Below are 16,634 nucleotides of genomic sequence, written 5' to 3'. Positions count from 1 at the left end.
GCGGGCATAGCGCCCAGGGTTGGGCTTCTCGCCCGGCACGGGATGGCAGGTCTCCTGGCTCGCGGGTATCGGCACGATCGGGGCGGACCGGAAACCGGTCGCCCTGATCGTGCCGGCGGATCATCCTCGCCTTCCCGGCTGCATCGGTGAAAAGGTGGACGATTCGTAGATTGAGAGGCGTCCGACCCCGGTTGATCACCATGCATGTCCAGTGGCTTTTCCGGCATGTCACCCATCCCGCCCGCTTGCTTTATTGCAAGCCGCCGGCCGGAAGCGCTCGATGCCGGATGGAAGACCCTGACCGCTCTACAGTCGCGGGGTCGGCTGTGATGAAGGCGCCCGGCTTGGGTCCGCCCTGTCACATTCCCTTTTCATCCGGAAGGGCGCTACGCCGATCCGGAACCATCCGTTATATCAGGATGGTCAGGTGACCATCCGTTGAGGGATGGTTAGGCAAGCCCGGGGATGAAGTCAACCGGCCTTGGCGGCCGGCCAACCGCCGGCAAGGCGGCACGTTCACCCAAACACGACTTACTCCACCAGAAATATCGTCTTTTATCATAGGCTTACGTCATAAATATTTGACCCGCGCGCCGGCTTTTCGCCGCAATTGCACTGCAAGCGGACTGCGCCACCGCCCTTGACCGGGCCTCTCCCCGCCTAGTTGTCTAGCCATGCTTATGAAATTGGATCGGCGCCGTCTGCGCGCGCTGCGTGTTTTCTTTGATCCGGGGCGGCTGCGTGCGCTGACCCGCCGCAGCGAGGTCGGCCTGTCGCTCGCGGGCGCCGTCGTCGGCATCGCCTCGGGGCTTGCCGTCACCGGTATGAGCTTCGTCTCCAATGAATTGCACCAGCTGGTCTTCGGCATCGCCGACGACGAAAGGCTGAGCTCGTCTGACATCGACGACAAGCTGCTGCTGCTCGCTGCCCCCGTCGTCGGCGGTATCCTGCTTGGGCTGCTGCTTTTCATCTTGGCGAAACGACGCAAGAAGCCGATGGTCGATCCGATCGAGGGCAATGCGCTGCATGGCGGCCGCCTGTCCCTGACCGACAGCATCATCGTTGCCGTGCAGAACCTGATCTCCAACGGTTTCGGCGCCTCGGTCGGGCTGGAGGCCGGCTATACCCAGCTTGCCGCCGGCCTCGCCTCGAAATTCGGACTGAAGCTGCAGCTTCGCCGTTCGGACCTGCGCGTGCTCGTCGGTTGCGGTGCGGCCGGCGCCATCGCCGCCGCCTTCAACGCGCCGCTGACCGGCGCCTTTTATGCTTTCGAGCTGATCATCGGCACTTATACGATCGTCTCGCTGACCCCCGTCGTCGTCTCGGCCCTTGTCTCCACTCTCATTGCAAGGCTGCTCACCGATGGCGATTTCACCATCGACATCGGCAGCTTCGGCGCGGTGGTGCCGGCCGATTATATCCCCGCCCTGCTGCTCGGCGCCTTTTGCGCCGGCATCGGCATCCTGATCATGCAGGGCGTCGCCTTTGTCGAAGAGCTGGCGCGTAAGAGTTCGATCGCCCCGCCCTTCCGCCCGGCGCTCGGCGGCATCATCGTCGGGCTGTTGGCGATGATCTCGCCGCAGGTACTCTCTGCCGGCCACGGCGCGCTGCATCTCAACCTTTCCCGTGAGGTGGCAATCCCGACGCTGATCGGCCTCTTCCTGTTGAAATCGCTGGCCTCGGCGATCTCGATCGGCTCCGGCTTCAGAGGCGGCCTCTTCTTCGCCTCGCTGTTCATGGGCGCCCTGCTCGGCAAGCTCTTTGCCTATTGCGGCCCCTATTTCGCCGATGCGACGCTGACGCCGGTCATCTATGCCGTGGTCGGCATGAGTTCGCTTGCCGTCGCCGTCATCGGCGGGCCGCTGACGATGACCTTCCTGGCGCTAGAAATCACCGGCGATTTCCCGATCACCGCACTGGTGCTTGCCGCCGTCATCACCTCGTCGCTCGTCGTGCGCTCGACCTTCGGCTACTCCTTCGCCACATGGCGCTTCCACTTGCGCGGCGAAAGCATCCGCAGCGCCCATGACGTCGGCTGGATCCGCAACCTGACCGTGGACAAGCTGATGCGATCAGACGTCAAGACAGCCAAATCAGGCATCTCGCTGGAGGAATTCAAGCAGGCCTTCCCGATCGGCTCGACCCAGCGCGTCATCCTCGTCGAGGAGAGCGACAAATATGCCGGCCTCGTGCTGGTGCCGGAGATCTACGCCAACCCGACCGACGCGCAGGATGAGGGCAAGACGCTTGCCGACTTCATCCATTACCGCAACGATTTCCTGCAGCCGCAGATGAATGCCAGGCAGGCGGCGGCAATCTTCGACAAGAGCGAAAGCGAAGCGCTTGCCGTCGTCAACAACCTGATCGAACGCAAGGTGATCGGCCAGCTCAGCGAAAGTTATACGCTACGCCGCTACAGCGAAGAGCTCGACCGCCGCCGCCGCGAAGTCTCAGGCGAGATCTGAACCGCTCCGACCGACAGCGCCGCACTGCAGCACTTTGATTTATTCAGCAGCGTCGGCAATCCTGAAAACATCAGCCCGCTTCGAAACTCCGCGCAGTTCGAACGATCCGAGATATTGGCAAGGCGCCGCACAGGTCGTCGCGAAGCTCTCCGACATCAACAGGGGTTGATCGAGCGTGCCGCAGAGCTTTTCTAGCCGCGAGGCCTCGTTGACCGCTCTGCCGATCACCGTGAAATCGAGCCTGCCATGGGCGCCGACATTTCCGTAGAAAACCTCGCCGAGATGCAGAACGACGTCGACGCCGATATCGGGGCCGCCATTGCCCGTCCGCTCGCGATTGAGCGCCTCGTTCGCCTTCAGCAGGTTCCGTGCCGAAGCGAGTGCCGCCAGGCAGGCCTGTTGCGGATCATCCGCATCGGTCGGAAAGATCGCCAGCACGCTGTCACCCATGAATTTCAGGATCTCGCCGGAATTTTCCTCGACATGCCGGTCGATCAGCTCGAAATGCTCGTTCAGAAAGCCGACGATCTCTTCGGGCTGATAGACTTCGGTCAGGGCGGTGAAATTCCTGAGATCCGCAAGCAGGATCGCGGCATTGATGGAGCCGCCCGTTCCCCGTTGGATCTCGCCGGCGAGGATGCGCGCGCTTGTCCTGGCGCCGGTATAGACGGCGAGGATGTCTGTCGCGGTCTTCGACGCCGCAATGCGGTAAGCCGCCAGCCCCAGCGCCGGGAGAAGCCCCTCGATAACAGCCAACTGATCGTCGGAAAACCCGCCCGGCGCGTCGCTGGTCAGCGAAAAACCGAGCCCGCGCAGCGCCACCTCTTTCGGGAATTCGCAAAGGCTGATCACGTGATCGGTGCCTCCGGCAAGGGCGAATTCGTGAAGTTCGGTATAGCCGAGACCCTCGCCTCTCTCCAAGCTCCATCGCCCTCTTCTTTCGCCGCGGTTCAAAAGATAGAATATCGGCGTCTCCTCGAAGAGGCGCTCCCCCACGATGCCGTGTTCGGCAATTTCGATGGTCGTGACGCCGCCCCTGACGAAATTGGCCGCGATGCCGCGATACATGGGATGGATGGACGGCATTCGGATGCTTGCCCGCCAGATCGGAAATCCCTCGGCGATCAGCCGGTCGCAAAGCCCGGCGACGAGGCCGCCAATATGCTCGCTGGTGATTCCCTGCTCTATAAGCCAGTGAATATGATCGTTAATTTTTAAAACCTCCGCATCGGGCCGAGAGCCGGAGAAGCCGTTTTCACGATCGAGGCCAGGCACCGGGAACCGCAGGACAGGCGCTGAAAAAGCCATGTCGCGCATGCCATTCATTAGCCTGCTTCGCGTCGCGATACTACTCCCAGGCGAATGGGGCATGCGGAATTCGAGAGGGACAAACGCCGGTGTCACGGATGACAAATTGCCTCAGTCTCCCAAGCGATTGGCGAAACCTGCTGCAGTTTGCCTCTTGGGAGGCGATAAAAGGGATCTCGCCTCGCCACGCGGCGATGTCCTTCGGCATGGGATCCCCAGCCGCTCACATCCTGACCGTCATGCCGCCATCGACGGTCAACACGTGGCCGTTGACGAAGGAGGCGGCGCCGCTTGCCACAAACAACGCCGCGCTCGCAATCTCGTCCGGGCGTCCCCAGCGTTGGACCGGGATGCGCTGGCGCACGAAAGGCATCAATTCCTCATTCTGCGCCATCGCCGCATTCGTCTCGGTGGCGAACCAGCCGGGCGCAATTGCGTTGCTGGTGATCCCGTACGGGCCGAATTCGACCGCCATGCCGCGCATCAGGCCGGTCAGTCCCTGCTTGGCGGCAGGATAGACGCAGTCGCCGGGCATGACGACATGGCCGCTGATCGAGGTCACCGCGATCAGGCGGCCGTAATTGCGCCGCTTCATCAGCACGGCCGCGTCGCGCGAAAGCGTGATCGCCGCCGCCAGATCGGTGCGCAGCAGCTCGATGATCGCATCATCGTCGAATTCAGCCAGCGGCCGCCGGTCGCGGGCGCCGACATTGTTGATCAGGATATCGAGACGGCCGTGGATCTTGTCGATATCGGCCATCACAGCACGCTGAGCCTCGCGGTCGGCGACGTCGAACACAGCAGCCTCCGCCGTCCCGCCCGCGGCCGGGATGGTCCTGACGGCATCGTCCAGCGTTGCCGCCGTCCGCCCGTTGACGATGACATGCGCGCCGGCCTCGGCAAGGGCACGCGCCATCTCGAAGCCCAGACCACGCCCGCCGCCGGTCACCAGCGCCACCTGACCCGCCAGTGAAAATCTGTCCAATACGCTCATATTTTCGTCGCTCTCAACCGAGTCCGCCGCGACAATTAATGGACTCAGTCAACTAATTTGGCAATAGCCGAACGAGACGATCCTCTGACATCAGGAGGTCCGGCTTGGCTCCCGCTTCTCCCCAGCAGGGGTTCGAAGGACAGGCGACACCCGCGGCTCCAGCGGTGGAACGTCCACGCAAGCCGCATTGACGTCAGCAACCCGACTAATGCGAAGGCACAAAAAGAAACTCGAATTAACGTCCGCATTGATGCTTTCTACCAACCACGTGCCGCTCTGGGACCGTCAAAGATTCCCCAAGGGACACACGACCATATTTCCGTTCGAAGCATCTGGATGCCACCTGTCAAGGTCAATGTCGGTAAGTATAGTGAACGGTATAGAAGCCGCGGCCCAAACTTCTGTATGCTGCCGAGATAATCGAAAGCTCCATGATTTGGCCTAGTTGGTACACTTCGCTGTTCGTGGAGTTCGTGGCGTGAAATTGAAGTGCCGAGCGAAATGTATCAGAACGCAAAAACTCGGGTGTCCAAGGCTTCCCCCCTTCGTCTCGGAGGATGTCCTCATTGGTATCCTGGAAAGATTCCATTCTCTCACAGAACTCAATCCTGTGGCCGTCGGCAACGAACGATTGAGTCCGGCACCGTTTCTCATATTCGCTGATCGGAGCCCGCGCTGCAAAAAATCCCATCTCAATTATTTTCGAAGAGACGCCAGAAATTGTAACTACAATAAAAACTAGGAGCGGACTGAATGTAATGATTGCAAATTTCCATCTACGAGTTGTAATACCTATAAGAAACCAGAATATTGCTAAAATGTTAACATAAAAAATATATTCTCCAATACTTCCATTTGGATTCATCTGACAATACAGACCAATAAAAATACTCAAAATCAATCCTATTGTTATACATAACACGGAAAATCTTTTTGCTTTATAAATTAGCATTATCCAGATTACTCTCCGTATTGCTTCAATAGTTTTGATGTTTTAGTGAGCAGACGGGCTGCTTCTAAATTTTATCCGTCGAAAATTCGACTAGGATTCTCCCGTTTCTTCTTCATCTAATTTTCGCTCTTTAAGTTCCGCGGTTATCCATCAAGATATTCGTGAGTTGACTGCGCCGGGTGCCCCCCCCTGCTGCAGCCGTGGCAACAAGCGCCTTACGCCGACGCGCGGCTTGTGCCTGAACGGATGCGAGCGCGGTCTTGAGATCCGATCAATCTGCGATTCTCTTTGGTTGTCCTCCATAGCCTAACCTCCTATCGCTCACGTTTATTCTTGCGTTTCTGGAGATTGTTTATAAAACGGCCACCATCCAGAAAGTATACAAAGATGCTATACGCAATTACTATAATAATAATTGAGGTATCACCTAGATAAAATATGTATATTGCAGCGCATATTATCGGAATAAATCCAACGGAGATCCCATAAAGGGTTATTAAATTCCGTGTCATCCAATTATCCTCTTATATATACTTTAAAGTCTGTCCCTTGGTGACGCGGCTGACTTTGATTGTCACTCCCATCCTGATTGCGTTGCGCAGGTTGATTTTCTCTGATTATCCAAAACATACGAGCATGCGCCTGTTGTCGCCCCATCGGCTAATAGTGCTTCGTCGATGTAGAATTCGACCTATTGAATGTGACACTGAGAGTATTCATCAGGAGTTCTCACGATCTTTTATTGTCTTCACATAGACGTTGTATAGATGCACAAAGAACGAAATAAAGAATATGGATGTTATCGTATTGGACATATAAAGATTAAAAAATCCACTCTCTCTAGAGCCTATCAAAAAGTCTATTGTATAGCATTTCGCATTGTCGCAGGGCGTCGTCAATCTATAGTCTGAGATGTATATGACGAAACATGCTGAAATTTCGATTACTGCCGCTACAAATGCCTGATTCATATTATTTTCAACTGGGATTTTGCCGAGTCTGTAAAAAAATCCCGCATCACTAACCTTTGCGCGGCGCGCCAGGCGATTGGGAAGAAGATCAAAGCGATTACAATCTGCGCAGTCAGGAAGATGAACACATAGTCAGGGGCTCGAAATCGGCGAAATAATGCGAGAGACGAAATAGTCACTGCGACCATCAGAATGGCGAAAACGCTGTCTAGGCTAATAGTGCTTCGTCGAAGTAGAATTCGACCTATTAGGAACAGGAAGATCGGAAACAGGAGGATGGGGACGGGCCCGATCGGGGGAAGCGGGCTTGCAGGCAGGAAATTTCCGTTCACGCTCGGGTCCTCCATCAATATGACGAGACGACGGAAAATACCGACCACCTCGGTTGCTGCGAATTTATCAAATCACCGCTCCTTCATCGCTTCGGCTGCCACGTCAACGAGAGGCGAAAACACATAGGCGCGTATCCGCCTCGAACCGGTGCTGACTTCGGCGGCCGCTGACATCCAGGCGAAGTGGGACATCTGCGCCATCCGCCCTCACCGCACTTTGCTCGAGCTTCAGCGTGACCGCGAAGACGAGGTTCTGTGTGCGCTCTGCGCGCGCAAACAGCGACGCCTGTGGCGGAAGCGCCAGTATCCTGTTCGCGGCGCTCGGCGTCAGGCCCAGGCTGACGAAAGATACTTTGACCCGCGACGCTCTCGGTTGATGACATAGCGTGAAAATCCAGTGTGGAGCGAAAGCAACGCGCCAAAAGCGCGCTCTCGCTCGCACAAGAATATTGACTATTACTTTGATTGGTTTTGAGGGGGGTTCATTTGATCGTGGGGCTCGCTTCTTCTTGTAAAGGAACGGTTACCTTCGGCTTCGACAAAGGTTCCGAAAACAACCGGCTCTGACTAATCCCGCCGCGACCCTACGCGCAGAAGAATTGGTTACTCCGAGCCCCCGCTCGTCAACGCCAGTTGGTTATTTCATAACTTAGAGGTGGGGTAATCATTCTTGTCAGAAAGGACTACCTGTGATTTTGTTTTGCGTGCCTCACGTTTAATCGGAGAGAATTATCGGTCAAATCACGGCTCTGTGATATCGTATGCCTTTTGGCCCTGAAGCCATTTTGTCGCACGAGGTCAACGTGACTCTTGTACAAGATTGATCCGTATCCATAGTCCTGGGCATGCTCGGGGTCAGCAGTGTAAGCTCGCCCATCGAAATCGACGCGTCATTGGCTGTCGACAAGAAGGCATGGCCGCCGATATCTCTCGTGCGAAATGATGTTGCGACTTCAGCGCATCACTTGCCACCCCGACGAGCGGCGAAACACATAGCCGAGAATCCGACGAGAACCGGTTCGCGCCTCGGGCCTGCTCTATCCAAGCAGCCCTGCAAGCCAGCGCGGGTCGAGATGTTTCTCCAGGCCACTCGCGATCTCGTCGAGTGCCCGGTCGACGCTTTCGCGGTAGTTGCCACCTTCGCCCGAGAGCCCGAAGCTTTGAAGCAGCCGGGCGCGGTAGGTGTCGCTGCCAAAAAGCCCGTGCAGATAGGTGCCCATGATCCGGCCGTCGGCCGACAGCGCCCCATCGGGCACGCCGTCGACGATCGCCGAAGGCCTGATGCAATCCGGGCCGCGGGTGATGCCGAGATGGATCTGGTAGCCGGCAAGCGGCGTATCGTATTCGGTCGAGCGGGCCTGGCTGTTGCGCACGGTTTTCTCCGGCGCCATCTCGGTCTCGACCTCGAGAAGCGCAAGCCCCGGCGTCTCCAGCGTCCCGCCCTCGAGCCCAAGCGGATCATGCACGGTCCGCCCGAGCATTTGGTAGCCGCCGCAAATGCCGATCACCCGGCCGCCGCGCCTGACATGCGCCTGGAGATCGCGGTCCCAGCCCGCGGCCCTGAAATCGGCAAGATCCGATATCGTCGATTTCGAGCCGGGAAGGACGATGAGACCTGCGTCGGCAGGCAACCGCTCGCCCGATCGCACGAAGGTGAGCTCGACATCCGGCTCGGTCCGCAGCGGGTCGAGATCGTCGAAATTGGCGATGCGCGGCAGCACCGGCACGGCGATCTTCAGCGCCCCCGCTCCGCCCTTCGCCAGCCGTTCGAGCACGACCGAATCTTCGGCCGGCAGGCGCGCAGCGCCCTGCAGCCATGGCACGACGCCGAAACACGGCCAGCCGGTAAAGCCTTCGATGGCGCGGATGCCGTCGTCAAACAGCGAGATGTCGCCGCGGAACTTGTTGATGATATAGCCCGCAATCATCGCCCGGTCGCCCTCGTCGAGGATCGCATGCGTGCCCACAAGTGAGGCGATGACGCCGCCGCGGTCGATATCGCCGACGAGCACGACAGGCACGCCGGCCCGTGTCGCAAAGCCCATATTGGCGATATCGCCGGGCCTGAGATTGATCTCGGCCGGCGATCCCGCACCTTCGACGATAACGAGATCGGCACCCGCAGCCACTTTCTCGAAGCTTTCGAGCACGGCGCCGAGCAGCTGCGGCTTCAGCCGCTGGTAGTCGCGCCCCTTGGCTTGGCCGAACACCCTGCCCTGCACGATGATCTGGCTGCCATTGTCCGATTGCGGCTTGAGCAGCACCGGGTTCATGTGCACCGAGGATGGCGTGCGCGCGGCCAGCGACTGCAGCCACTGCGCCCGGCCGATCTCACCGCCATCGTCGGCAACAGCCGCATTGTTCGACATGTTCTGTGGCTTGAACGGCCGGACGGCAAGCCCGCGATTGGCCGCCAGCCGGCAGAGGCCCGCGACCAGCACCGTCTTGCCGACATCCGAGCCGGTTCCCTGCAGCATGATCGCTCTTGCCATGGTGGCCGCCTTTCGCTGAGGCGAGGCCTACAATGGGCGTCGACACCAGGTCAAGGCTTGGCCCGGCTGCGGCTCCGCGCATAAACGCGAAAACCGCGCATCGCCTTGGCTCTGCGCGGTTTGCCGAAAACTCAGGCGTCTTCGCCCCTACACGGCGAAGCTCGCTCTCCCCAGTACGCACTACCTGAACCAGAGAAGCGGCGGTCATTCCCGCCACGACCCAACTGATAACGGCACATTCTTACCGGAGAGTTATTGAAGGCTTACGCAAAAGTTAATTTCGATGTTTTTTGACATTCTCGCCGAAATTTCTGCAGAAGATCGCGAAGAGCGTGCGTTTCGCCCGAGGGCGCCATTTTGGGGATATTGACATAAATTCTTCGAATTCAACTATTTAGATACGCAACCATGAGCAGAAGGCGGTTGATTTCTGCGAGCGAACGCGTAGGCTTCGCCAAAATGCGCCATTGTTGACCATCGCCTGCGACGAGCCGCCGGACAGCCTTGTCGGTGGATTGCAAATCCGGCCGCGCGTCCGCCTAAAAATTCGGGGAATGACGATGAAGACGTATCTGATGACGGCCGTCTTTGCCGCGGCTCTTTCTACCATCGCGCCGGCCGAAGCCGCCGAGTGCGGCAAGGTTTCGATCGCCGAGATGAAATGGGCCTCGGCAGGTATCGCAGCAAACTTCGACAGAATCATCCTGGAAAAGGGCTACGGCTGCTCCGTTACCATCGTCGACGGCGACACCCTGCCGACCTTCGCCTCGATGAACGAGAAAGGCACCCCCGACGTCGCCTCGGAATATTGGATCAATTCCGTCCGGGCCCTGCTCGATCAGGCCGTCAACAGCGGCCGGTTGGTGCAGGGAGCCGAGATTCTCGCCGATGGCGCCGTCGAGGGCTGGTGGATCCCGAAATTCATCGCCGACGCTCACCCCGATATCCGCTCGGTCGAAGATGCGCTGAGACATCCCGAACTCTTCCCGGCCGAGGACGATGCGTCGAAGGGCGCAGTCTACAATTGCCCCGCCGACTGGAGCTGCCAGATATCGACCACCAATCTGTTCAAGGCGCTCGCGGCCGACAAGAAGAGCTTCGAGCTTGTGGAAACCGGCAGCCCCGAACAGCTCGATGCCTCGATTGCCCGCGCCTTCGACAAAAAGGTCGGCTGGCTCGGCTATTACTGGGCACCGACTGCGGTCCTCGGCAAATACGACATGACGCGGCTGAGCTTCGGCGTCGGTCATGACAAGAGCGAATGGGACCGCTGTACGGCGGTTGCCGGCTGTAACAGGCCCCAACTCAATTCCTACCCCGTCTCGCGCGCGTTCACGTTGATGACCAGGTCCTTCGCCAGCCGCGCCGGGCCTGTCACCACCTATCTCAAAACCCGCAAATGGGACAATGGGACGATCAACCAGGTGCTCGCCTGGCAAGACGAAAACCGCGAAAGCAACGAGGATGCCGCGATCTATTTCCTGCGCAACTACGAGGGCCTGTGGATGAAATGGGTACCGGCGGATGTAGCCGAGAAGGTCAAGGCGAGCTTATAACGTCGGGAGACGATCAACGACCGGACGATTCGACATGACTGGCAACGTTCCCTTTCCCGACCGCGATACCGTTGCGGAAAAGCTTGCCACGCTGGCGGAGGCTGACAAGTCATACTTGGCGCTGCTCATGGAAAACGCCGCTCAGGACGACAATCTGCTGGAAGGCCTGCGCCGCCATCTCGATTTTGCCGCCGGGTCGCGGTTGCTGAACTCGCTGAAGCTCGAAAATCTCGGACTGTGGTTGGGGACAGAGGCGCCCGACCGTCTGCAGATCAGGCTGATGGAAACTGCCCGCTCCAGCCAGCATCCCGCCTATCAAGCCTTCCGGACCGGCCTCAGCCGATCCGGCGGCCTCGAAAAGGCTTATCCCTCGGCCATTTTATAATGGTCCGACCCGGTCGTCCGTTAGGCCCCGGTCACCCGATAGGGTGGTCCGGACCCGGCCATCTATGATAGTCCGGCCCGGCCATCAAAATGACGGTCGGTCAAGCCGGCAAACCTCTCAGCCGATCACTTCTTCGCAGCCCGATCGACCGAGCGGCCGGCATCCTGGGTGGCGTTCACTGTGTTTGCCGTATCCTTTCCTATGCCACGGATCGTGTTGCCACAGGAGGAAAGGGCAAGAAGAACCATAAAAGCTGCGGCAATTTTGGCCGTTGTGGTCATTTCGAATATCCTTGTTTGAAATCAACCCCGAACGGCACTTATGCCGTTCGCGCCGATAACGCACAAGGGAAGAAAAGGTTCAACGGTTGAAAGACATCGTCAGGCGGCAACCGCCTTCGCTCTCTCGGCAAAGGCGCTGCGAATGCTGTCGGCCACCGTCTCGATCGGCCCCGACATCTGCGAGGCGGTCAGCAGGCGGATATCGAAGGCACCGAGTTCCGGCAGCCCTTCATTCGGGCCGAGCAGCGCCATGTCCTCGTTGACATAGGAAAGCGGCAAAGGCGCGATGGCCAGATCGGAGAGAACGGCGGCGCGCTGCGCCATCGTGTGGCCGCTGAGATAGGCGACGCGATAGGGCCGCTTGTTGCGTTCAAGCTGGGTGAGCGCCTCCTGGCGCCAGATGCAGCCGTCCTCCCAGATCGAGATCGGCAGGGGATCGCGGCGATGCGCCGAACCACACCTGGCGCCGGCCCAGACCAGTCGCTCGCGGTAGACCACCTCGCCACCGGTCGGGAACGGTCGCGTCGCGCAGTTGATCAATGCCAGGTCGAGCCGTTGCTCTTCGATGCGTTTCTTCAGTCCGATGCTCATGTCGATCGTCACGTCGACCATGATGCCGGGATAGCTTTCGGCGAAACTCTTCAGGATGCTCGGCAACAGCCGTTCGCCGATATCCTCCGGCGCGCCGAGCCGCACGACGCCGCTGAGTTCGGGCATGATGAAGCGCGACACCGCCTCGTTCGACAGCGCCAGGATGTTGCGGGCGTAGGATAGCAGCATCTCGCCATGGCGCGTTAGGGATACCGAGCGCGCGTCGCGCAAAAACAGCGTCGCGCCGAGCTGTTCCTCGAGCTTCTTGATCTGCATCGACACTGCCGATGGCGTGCGGAAGACCGCCTCTGCGGCGGTCGAAAAATTGCCCGTCTCGGCGATGGCAACAAAGGTACGCAGCACATCGTTGTCAAGCAGCGGAATGGGACGGCGAAAGGGAATGCTCATCGTCGCATCTTTCAATTTTTCTGATTTATAACCCCATATCATTTTGTTTGATTGAATGTCAATCGACCGCCTATCTTCAGTCTCAGCAGCAATGATGCCAGCAAAGGAGGCCGGACATGACGCAATCAAGCATCTGGAATATCGTACAGGCCCTTTCCGCATTCAAGTCGCAGAGGCGCAGGGATGCGAATCATGAGTATGCAATCCGGCAGTTAAAGCGTTTTCCGTCGCATCTGCTGGCGGATTGTCACCGCGAAATGGAGTTGAGCACCCTCACCTCGGCCGCTGAAGCGGATGATCGACGATCGAACGGCGGTCACATGCCGCCCAGCAGCTTGAAGGCGATGACCCACATGGTGAAAGCGACGAGCGTTTCCAGCATCCGCCAGGACGAAGGTTTCGAGAAGATCGGCCGCAGCCATGTTGCGCCATATCCGAGCGAAAAGAAGAACAGGAAGGAACCCGTCACCGCGCCGGCGGCAAACGAAGTCTGCTGCCCGGGATAGCGTGTCGATATCGTGCCGAGCAGCACGACCGTATCGAGATACACATGCGGATTGAGCCAGGTCAGCGCGAGGCAGGTCATGAGCGTCTGCCGGAAACTCGCCGTCTTGGCCTCCGCCGCCGTGAGGGTAGCGGATGACCGCAAGGCGGAATAGAGGCTCTTGGCGCCGTACCAGGCCAGAAATGCCGCCCCGCCATAGCGCATGACGGGATCGAGCCAGGGCATGAACGCAGCGATTTGATGGAGGCTGGTCACGCCAAGCACGATCAGTGCGGCATCCGATACCGCGCATGCGAAGCAGACGGCGAAGACATGTTCGTTGCGCAGGCCCTGGCGGAGGATGAAGGCATTCTGCGCGCCGATGGCGACAATCAGGCTGAGGCCCATCATCAGGCCGGTTATGTAAATCGAAAAATTCATCGCTTCGGCCAACGCCCCTCATTTTCGGTGAGGTTGGGCTATCGCGATTATGAGGATTAGACTAGTTAATCAAACTTACTCCGATTAAGTGAAACTAATCCGTGCTCGATTATCCCGCCCTGCGCGCCGTCGCAGCCATTGTCCAGACAGGCAGCTTCGAAAGAGCGGCGGCCGTCCTGAACGTGACCCCTTCGGCCATTTCGCAGCGCGTGAAACAGCTGGAAGAGCGTCTCGGCGTCGTCCTCATCGTCAGAGGCACGCCGTGCACGGCAACGGAAAAGGGAGAATGGCTCTGCCGCCATATGGAGAATGTCGGCATGCTCGAAGCCGAACTCTTCGGGCAACTGCCGGCTCTCGTCCATCCTGACGAACCACGCCAAAGGGTCACGCTTCAAATCGCGACGAACGCCGACAGCCTCGGCACATGGTTCGTCGAGGCCATGTCGAATTTCGCCAGGAGCTCTTCCTATCTGCTGAATATCGCCGTCGACGACCAGGACCATACTGCCGAATGGCTGCAGCGCGGGCGGGTGATCGCCGCCGTCACCAGTTTGGAAAAGCCGGTCCGCGGATGCCGGCGTTTTGCGCTCGGCGTCCTGCGCTACCACGCCACCGCCACGCCCGACTTCGTCGCCCGCCACTTTCCGCATGGCGTCACATCTGAGGCAATCCGCAATGCTCCGGCCCTGACCTTCAACCAGAAAGACCGGCTGCAGAGCAACTGGATACGCAAGATGTTCGGGCGCGATCTCGATTACCCCACCCACTGGCTGCCCTCGCCGCAAAGTTTCGTCGAGGCGAGCCTTTCGGGCATGTGCTGGGGAATGAACCCGACCCAGCTGACCCGCGAGCATCTCGCATCCGGACGGCTGGTGGAGCTGGTGCCCGACACACCGCTGGATGTGCCGCTCTACTGGCAGATAAACCGCCTCGCCGCCGATCGCCTGGCGGAGCTGACGCGCGAAGTCGTCACGGTGGCCAAGCGCCGTCTTTGACGCGTCACTCAAGAATGCAGCAAAACCGGGTCGCTTCTATCAGACGTAAGCCGTGCGGCTGCCGAACTCACTGGTCTCGTCAAAATTCGTCGTGCCGATACGCTCGCTTTCGCCGGAAAATTCTCCAGGAGCGTCACCGGCAGGCTTCGATGCAGCAGACGCCTGAGTTTGGCTGCTCTCGCTCGCTTCGAGCTTGGCGATCTTGGCTTCCAGCGTCTCGATGGATTTTTCGATCGTGGCCTTCTCTTGCTCGTCCTCAGTCTGCTCCAGAGCCGCCTTCTTTTCGGCAAGCTGGGCCTGGAGAGAGGCAAGCTGATCCGACGAACCGGAAGACGAGTTGGCGGCGGCGGAACTCAAAATGGTGGATGCAGAACTGGAAATTGCGCTGACCATGAGCATAACTTTCGATGATGTGGAATGTCATCGTTCTAATCGCAGATGGTAAAGCTTCGATAAATAAAGTACCAAACGGTACCAAAATAATGAGCAAGGCTATACAATAGCGATGATTTCCAGCTCCTGGCCACCCGTCTCCACCACATCGCCGACAGCCTTGCCCATCAGCAACCGCGCCACCGGCGAGACGTAGGAAATCGATCCGGCCTTGGGATCGGCTTCATCCTCCCCGACGATGCGATAGGTCTGCACGCGCCCGTCGTCGCGGCGGAAGGTCACCGTGCTGCCGAAAGCGACGGTGTCGTTTGACGTGGGCTGTGGCATGATCTGAGCGGTGCCAAGTCTGGCCTTGACGTAGCGAAGATCACGCAAGGGATTGGCCGCCTGCCGCCGCCGCTCGTTCACGTCTTCGATGGTGCTCGCCGCATCATAAGCCTCACGGGCCTGCTGCAGTTGCAGCTCCAAAGCCTTCAACCCCGCTTCCGTGACAAGGTTCGGGTGCGGCGAAACCGGACGATCAGGCAGCAGGGTTTCCGAAGCGGTTTCGAAACTCTCTTCCTTGGTGAAGGCGACGGCCAATCTCGGACTCCATTTAGCGCGATGCGCTCTTCCAGCTGATGGGCAATTGCCCCAATCTCTTCTCTGTCGAAACCATACATCGACCGCGCACGAACCGCCAATCCTGCTTCATCGGCAGCCGCGTTCAAAATCATGCCCCCGTAGCTTGGGAGCGGCGGGAAAGTCCGACACCGCATGGCGGTGGCCAGATCCCTTTATTTCGAGACGTGCTCGGGCTTGCCCTTCCTCTTGGTGGAGGCGAACTCCTCGAGCTGTTTTTCGCTCATGGACTCGACCATCTGTTTCGAGGCGCCTTTGAGTTCGCTCTTCGGCGTCTCGCCGCGTTTGGCCGACAGGGCGGCGCCTGCCGCCTTCTGCTGGGCTTTGGACTTGGCTGGCATATCGATCTCCTTTGCTCGAACGAGCGAACGCCGGCTCAAAGCTTCCTGAGTTCGTCAGGCTTGTGTGCGGCGCATTTTCCCGACTTGTCGCTCTCGACGATATATTGCGGTTCGGCTTTCGATGCTTTCACGCTGTGGTCTTTGATCTTCGTCGGACTGCTCTGCTTTTTGACCACCCTGCCCTCGGCCTTTCCCTGGCTGGTATTCCAGCTCACCTCATCGCCCTTCTTCAATTGCTTCGACACGGCGGCTCCTTCAAATCATCCGGTTTCAAGGAGGCTGCGGCCCGTAAGCCGCAGCCGACCGACTGTCAGTTGATGGTAGCCCATTGCATCCGGACATCCCTGGCATTCTTCGACAGATGGACGTGCGCATCCACGTGATCGACCCAGTCGATCGGGATCAAGTGGTGTTTGCCGTCTTCCGAATCGAGCTTCGTCAGTTTGATACGCGTCGGGCCATCGAGATGATCGACTGTGCCGACCTGGGTGCCGTCGGCAGCCCGTACTTCCATATGTTCATGGATCTGGTCTGCGGAAATCATCGTTTCCTCCTTTGCATCATTGTCGGGTACGTAGCGGCAACGAGGTGGAGCAGACTTGGTTCCAAACACGCGCGACCCTG

General features: G+C 58.8%; 15 protein-coding genes and 1 riboswitch. Of the genes, 4 read left to right on the top strand and 11 right to left on the bottom strand.

Annotated features, from left to right (window positions below; all coding sequences use genetic code 11):
- Nucleotides 1-26: 26 nt before the first annotated feature.
- Nucleotides 27-422, bottom strand: a riboswitch (cobalamin riboswitch).
- A gap of 252 nt (nt 423-674) precedes the next feature.
- On the top strand, nt 675-2,465 hold the full coding sequence (locus tag CO667_RS15410; protein WP_097619175.1) for a chloride channel protein: 1,791 nt from the start codon (nt 675-677) through the stop codon (nt 2,463-2,465).
- 39 nt (nt 2,466-2,504) lie between these two features.
- Here CO667_RS15410 and CO667_RS15405 read toward each other — a convergent pair whose 3' ends face one another.
- From CO667_RS15405 to CO667_RS15375, 3 genes are all read right to left on the bottom strand, one after another.
- Nucleotides 2,505-3,791 carry an adenylate/guanylate cyclase domain-containing protein gene (locus tag CO667_RS15405; protein WP_245433137.1) on the bottom strand — a complete coding sequence of 429 codons (1,287 nt, stop codon included), beginning with the start codon at nt 3,789-3,791 and terminating at the stop codon, nt 2,505-2,507.
- Nucleotides 3,792-3,996: 205 nt separating this feature from the next.
- Nucleotides 3,997-4,767 (bottom strand): SDR family oxidoreductase, encoded by a 771-nt coding sequence (locus tag CO667_RS15400; RefSeq protein ID WP_097619174.1) that lies wholly within the window; start codon nt 4,765-4,767, stop codon nt 3,997-3,999.
- Between the two features lie 3,292 nt (nt 4,768-8,059).
- The gene (locus tag CO667_RS15375; RefSeq protein WP_097619170.1) at nt 8,060-9,514 is read right to left on the bottom strand and encodes a cobyric acid synthase; all 1,455 of its coding nucleotides are present in this window, start codon (nt 9,512-9,514) and stop codon (nt 8,060-8,062) included.
- A 554-nt stretch (nt 9,515-10,068) separates the two neighbouring features.
- Between CO667_RS15375 and CO667_RS15370 the strand changes: the two genes are divergently transcribed.
- Both CO667_RS15370 and CO667_RS15365 read left to right on the top strand, forming a co-directional pair.
- The gene (locus CO667_RS15370; RefSeq protein WP_179874149.1) at nt 10,069-11,070 is read left to right on the top strand and encodes a glycine betaine ABC transporter substrate-binding protein; all 1,002 of its coding nucleotides are present in this window, start codon (nt 10,069-10,071) and stop codon (nt 11,068-11,070) included.
- Between the two features lie 34 nt (nt 11,071-11,104).
- Nucleotides 11,105-11,455, top strand: coding sequence for a hypothetical protein (locus tag CO667_RS15365; protein ID WP_097619168.1), 351 nt, complete (start codon nt 11,105-11,107; stop codon nt 11,453-11,455).
- Between the two features lie 125 nt (nt 11,456-11,580).
- Here the strand turns inward: CO667_RS15365 and CO667_RS15360 are convergent, their stop codons facing one another.
- From CO667_RS15360 to CO667_RS15350, 3 genes are all read right to left on the bottom strand, one after another.
- Nucleotides 11,581-11,736, bottom strand: a complete 156-nt coding sequence (locus tag CO667_RS15360) for a hypothetical protein (protein ID WP_003560194.1) — start codon at nt 11,734-11,736, stop codon at nt 11,581-11,583.
- Nucleotides 11,737-11,835: 99 nt separating this feature from the next.
- Nucleotides 11,836-12,777, bottom strand: a complete 942-nt coding sequence (locus tag CO667_RS15355) for a LysR family transcriptional regulator (RefSeq protein WP_179874148.1) — start codon at nt 12,775-12,777, stop codon at nt 11,836-11,838.
- 274 nt (nt 12,778-13,051) lie between these two features.
- The gene (locus CO667_RS15350) at nt 13,052-13,660 is read right to left on the bottom strand and encodes a LysE/ArgO family amino acid transporter (RefSeq protein WP_097619222.1); all 609 of its coding nucleotides are present in this window, start codon (nt 13,658-13,660) and stop codon (nt 13,052-13,054) included.
- 101 nt (nt 13,661-13,761) lie between these two features.
- Here CO667_RS15350 and CO667_RS15345 point away from each other — a divergent pair, with 101 nt between their 5' ends.
- Nucleotides 13,762-14,655: a LysR family transcriptional regulator ArgP gene (locus tag CO667_RS15345; protein WP_097619167.1), complete on the top strand. Its 894-nt coding sequence runs from the start codon at nt 13,762-13,764 to the stop codon at nt 14,653-14,655.
- A 39-nt stretch (nt 14,656-14,694) separates the two neighbouring features.
- On the opposite strand, the gene CO667_RS15340 is transcribed toward CO667_RS15345, so the two are convergent.
- The 5 genes from CO667_RS15340 to CO667_RS15320 all read right to left on the bottom strand — a co-directional run bounded on the left by CO667_RS15340 (nt 14,695) and on the right by CO667_RS15320 (nt 16,554).
- Nucleotides 14,695-15,054 carry a hypothetical protein gene (locus tag CO667_RS15340; RefSeq protein WP_097619166.1) on the bottom strand — a complete coding sequence of 120 codons (360 nt, stop codon included), beginning with the start codon at nt 15,052-15,054 and terminating at the stop codon, nt 14,695-14,697.
- A gap of 93 nt (nt 15,055-15,147) precedes the next feature.
- Nucleotides 15,148-15,630, bottom strand: a complete 483-nt coding sequence (greA, locus tag CO667_RS15335; RefSeq protein ID WP_097619165.1) for a transcription elongation factor GreA — start codon at nt 15,628-15,630, stop codon at nt 15,148-15,150.
- A 194-nt stretch (nt 15,631-15,824) separates the two neighbouring features.
- Nucleotides 15,825-16,010: a DUF3008 family protein gene (locus CO667_RS15330; RefSeq protein WP_028756545.1), complete on the bottom strand. Its 186-nt coding sequence runs from the start codon at nt 16,008-16,010 to the stop codon at nt 15,825-15,827.
- Between the two features lie 35 nt (nt 16,011-16,045).
- Nucleotides 16,046-16,255 carry a DUF2945 domain-containing protein gene (locus CO667_RS15325; protein WP_097619164.1) on the bottom strand — a complete coding sequence of 70 codons (210 nt, stop codon included), beginning with the start codon at nt 16,253-16,255 and terminating at the stop codon, nt 16,046-16,048.
- A 65-nt stretch (nt 16,256-16,320) separates the two neighbouring features.
- Nucleotides 16,321-16,554 carry a DUF2171 domain-containing protein gene (locus tag CO667_RS15320; RefSeq protein WP_047610307.1) on the bottom strand — a complete coding sequence of 78 codons (234 nt, stop codon included), beginning with the start codon at nt 16,552-16,554 and terminating at the stop codon, nt 16,321-16,323.
- Nucleotides 16,555-16,634: the final 80 nt, after the last annotated feature.

Source organism: Rhizobium sp. L43 (assembly GCF_002531725.1).
Taxonomy (GTDB): Bacteria; Pseudomonadota; Alphaproteobacteria; order Rhizobiales; family Rhizobiaceae; genus Rhizobium.
The sequence above is the reverse complement of the archived record's forward strand: the minus strand, read 5'-3'. Positions and strand labels throughout refer to the sequence as shown.

Excerpts from the sequence above, each read along its gene's own strand:
- CO667_RS15360 (WP_003560194.1), bottom strand. The coding sequence starts at position 11,736 with ATGACCACAACGGCCAAAATTGCCGCAGCTTTTATGGTTCTTCTTGCC.
- CO667_RS15370 (WP_179874149.1), top strand. The coding sequence starts at position 10,069 with ATGACGATGAAGACGTATCTGATGACGGCCGTCTTTGCCGCGGCTCTT.
- CO667_RS15405 (WP_245433137.1), bottom strand. The coding sequence starts at position 3,791 with ATGAATGGCATGCGCGACATGGCTTTTTCAGCGCCTGTCCTGCGGTTC.
- CO667_RS15365 (WP_097619168.1), top strand. The coding sequence starts at position 11,105 with ATGACTGGCAACGTTCCCTTTCCCGACCGCGATACCGTTGCGGAAAAG.
- CO667_RS15320 (WP_047610307.1), bottom strand. The coding sequence starts at position 16,554 with ATGATTTCCGCAGACCAGATCCATGAACATATGGAAGTACGGGCTGCC.
- CO667_RS15350 (WP_097619222.1), bottom strand. The coding sequence starts at position 13,660 with ATGAATTTTTCGATTTACATAACCGGCCTGATGATGGGCCTCAGCCTG.
- CO667_RS15340 (WP_097619166.1), bottom strand. The coding sequence starts at position 15,054 with ATGCTCATGGTCAGCGCAATTTCCAGTTCTGCATCCACCATTTTGAGT.
- CO667_RS15410 (WP_097619175.1), top strand. The coding sequence starts at position 675 with ATGCTTATGAAATTGGATCGGCGCCGTCTGCGCGCGCTGCGTGTTTTC.
- CO667_RS15330 (WP_028756545.1), bottom strand. The coding sequence starts at position 16,010 with ATGCCAGCCAAGTCCAAAGCCCAGCAGAAGGCGGCAGGCGCCGCCCTG.
- CO667_RS15400 (WP_097619174.1), bottom strand. The coding sequence starts at position 4,767 with ATGAGCGTATTGGACAGATTTTCACTGGCGGGTCAGGTGGCGCTGGTG.
- CO667_RS15375 (WP_097619170.1), bottom strand. The coding sequence starts at position 9,514 with ATGGCAAGAGCGATCATGCTGCAGGGAACCGGCTCGGATGTCGGCAAG.
- CO667_RS15355 (WP_179874148.1), bottom strand. The coding sequence starts at position 12,777 with ATGATATGGGGTTATAAATCAGAAAAATTGAAAGATGCGACGATGAGC.